Here is a 1,507-nt window from a genome sequence, read left to right as displayed (position 1 = left end):
CGCGGGGGACGCGGGGGACGCGGGGGACGGATCCCGCACCGGTCAGCCGTTCCAGGCCGGGTGCCGCGGGTCGTCGGCGCGCACCACGACGTCGGCGGTGGCAGCCGGGTCGGTGTCGGTCTCGTACCGCTCGAACGCGGGGAGGGTCCAGTGCTCGCCTGCGGGGGTGCGCCGGCGCAGGGCGCCCGGGGAGAGGAGGACATGGACGGACAGGTCGAAGGGGAACCAGTGCTTCAGGAGGAGGGGGCCGTGCGTCAGCAGGATCGCGCCGGGCGGGAGTGGGACGTAGGGGCTGCGGGTCGCGCGGTCGGTGACGGGGTCCCAGAGGTCGGGCAGCACCCGGCCCGTGCCGCCCGGGTCGAGCGGGCCGAAGACCTCACGCCACAGGGCAGCGGTGTCGAACCAGCCGTCGTAGTACGCCTCCACGTCCTCGTGGCCGTACTCGAACCGCAGCGACGCCGGCCGGAGGAAGCCCTCGGTCCCCACGACGAGCGAGGACCGGCCGCGTATGCGCAGCGCCTCGGACACCAGGGCGGCGAGATCGCCGGGGCGGGCCGCGGGGGCGCCGTCGAAGGCGATCCGCGGCCAGGGCGAGTCGTCGTCCGGCTTCAGGTCGAGGAGGCGGTCGGCGAGAAGGTCGGCGAGCCGCTCCCAGGTGATCGCTTCGAATCGCACACGGCCCATGATGCCGCGCGCCACGAGTCGTGCCCGACCGGGTCGGCGGTCCGGTCACGGGTCTGGGCGGCACTCCGGGCGGCACGCCGGGCAGCCGTCCGGTCGGGGCACGGCGTGACCATGCGACCACCAGGGGGAATGAACCGCGTATGGCAGCGCTCGCTACTCCCCCGCCCCGTACCGGACTTGTCGTCGTGCAGGCGCTCAGAAAGAAACACTGCGCCGAGTGCCGGAGCGGTCCGGTGGCGATGCTGGTCCTGGAGGAGGGAGCACCACGCTGCCTCGACTGCGCGGACCTCGGGCACCTGGTGTTCCTGCCCCGGGGCGACACAGCGCTCACCCGGCGGGCGCGGGAGGAGAGCGCGCTGTCGGCCGTGGTCGTACGGTTCAACCGGCGCCGGGGCCGGTACGAGCGGCAGGGCGTCCTGGTCGAGGAGGCGGGGCTCGGCCGGGCCGAGGAGCGGTGCCTGGCGGACGTGGAGGCGCGACGCCGCCGCCGGGTACGGGACGCGCGCCGCCGGGCGGCGGAGGACGTGCGCTTCACCGACGCGTTCGCCGCGGAGATACGACGGCTGTTCCCTGGCTGTCCGCCCGCGCGGGCCCGGGAGATCGCCGCCCACGCCTCGGTGCGCGGCAGCGGCCGCGTCGGTCGCAGCGCGGCCGGGCGCGCGCTGACGGAGGTCGCGGTGACCTCGGCGGTCATCGCGTCCGTACGCCATGTGGACACGCCGTACGACCACCTCCTGATGACCGGCGTGCCCCGCTACGAGGCACGCCGACGGATCGCGGCCACGGTGGAGACGACGCTGCGGGGGTGGCGGGGGGTGGGGTG

At 75.4% G+C, this 1,507-nt stretch carries 2 protein-coding genes; one reads left to right on the top strand and one right to left on the bottom strand.

Features of this window, described 5'->3' with window-relative positions; all coding sequences use genetic code 11:
* Positions 1–42 precede the first annotated feature (42 nt).
* Entirely contained in the window at positions 43–684 is a 642-nt protein-coding gene (locus P1P70_RS44500; protein ID WP_319248171.1) for a uridine kinase, read from the bottom strand.
* 140 nt (positions 685–824) lie between these two features.
* On the opposite strand from P1P70_RS44500, the gene P1P70_RS44495 reads away from it, so the two are divergent.
* Positions 825–1,507 (top strand): DUF2293 domain-containing protein (locus P1P70_RS44495; protein WP_319248170.1); only part of this gene is annotated, 683 nt, incomplete at its 3' end.

This window comes from Streptomyces sp. MB09-02B (genome assembly GCF_033794485.1).
GTDB lineage: Bacteria > Actinomycetota > Actinomycetes > Streptomycetales > Streptomycetaceae > Streptomyces.
The sequence above is the reverse complement of the archived record's forward strand: the minus strand, read 5'-3'. Positions and strand labels throughout refer to the sequence as shown.

Coding starts and splice junctions, on each gene's coding strand:
- P1P70_RS44500 (WP_319248171.1), bottom strand. CDS start 684: ATGGGCCGTGTGCGATTCGAAGCGATCACCTGGGAGCGGCTCGCCGAC.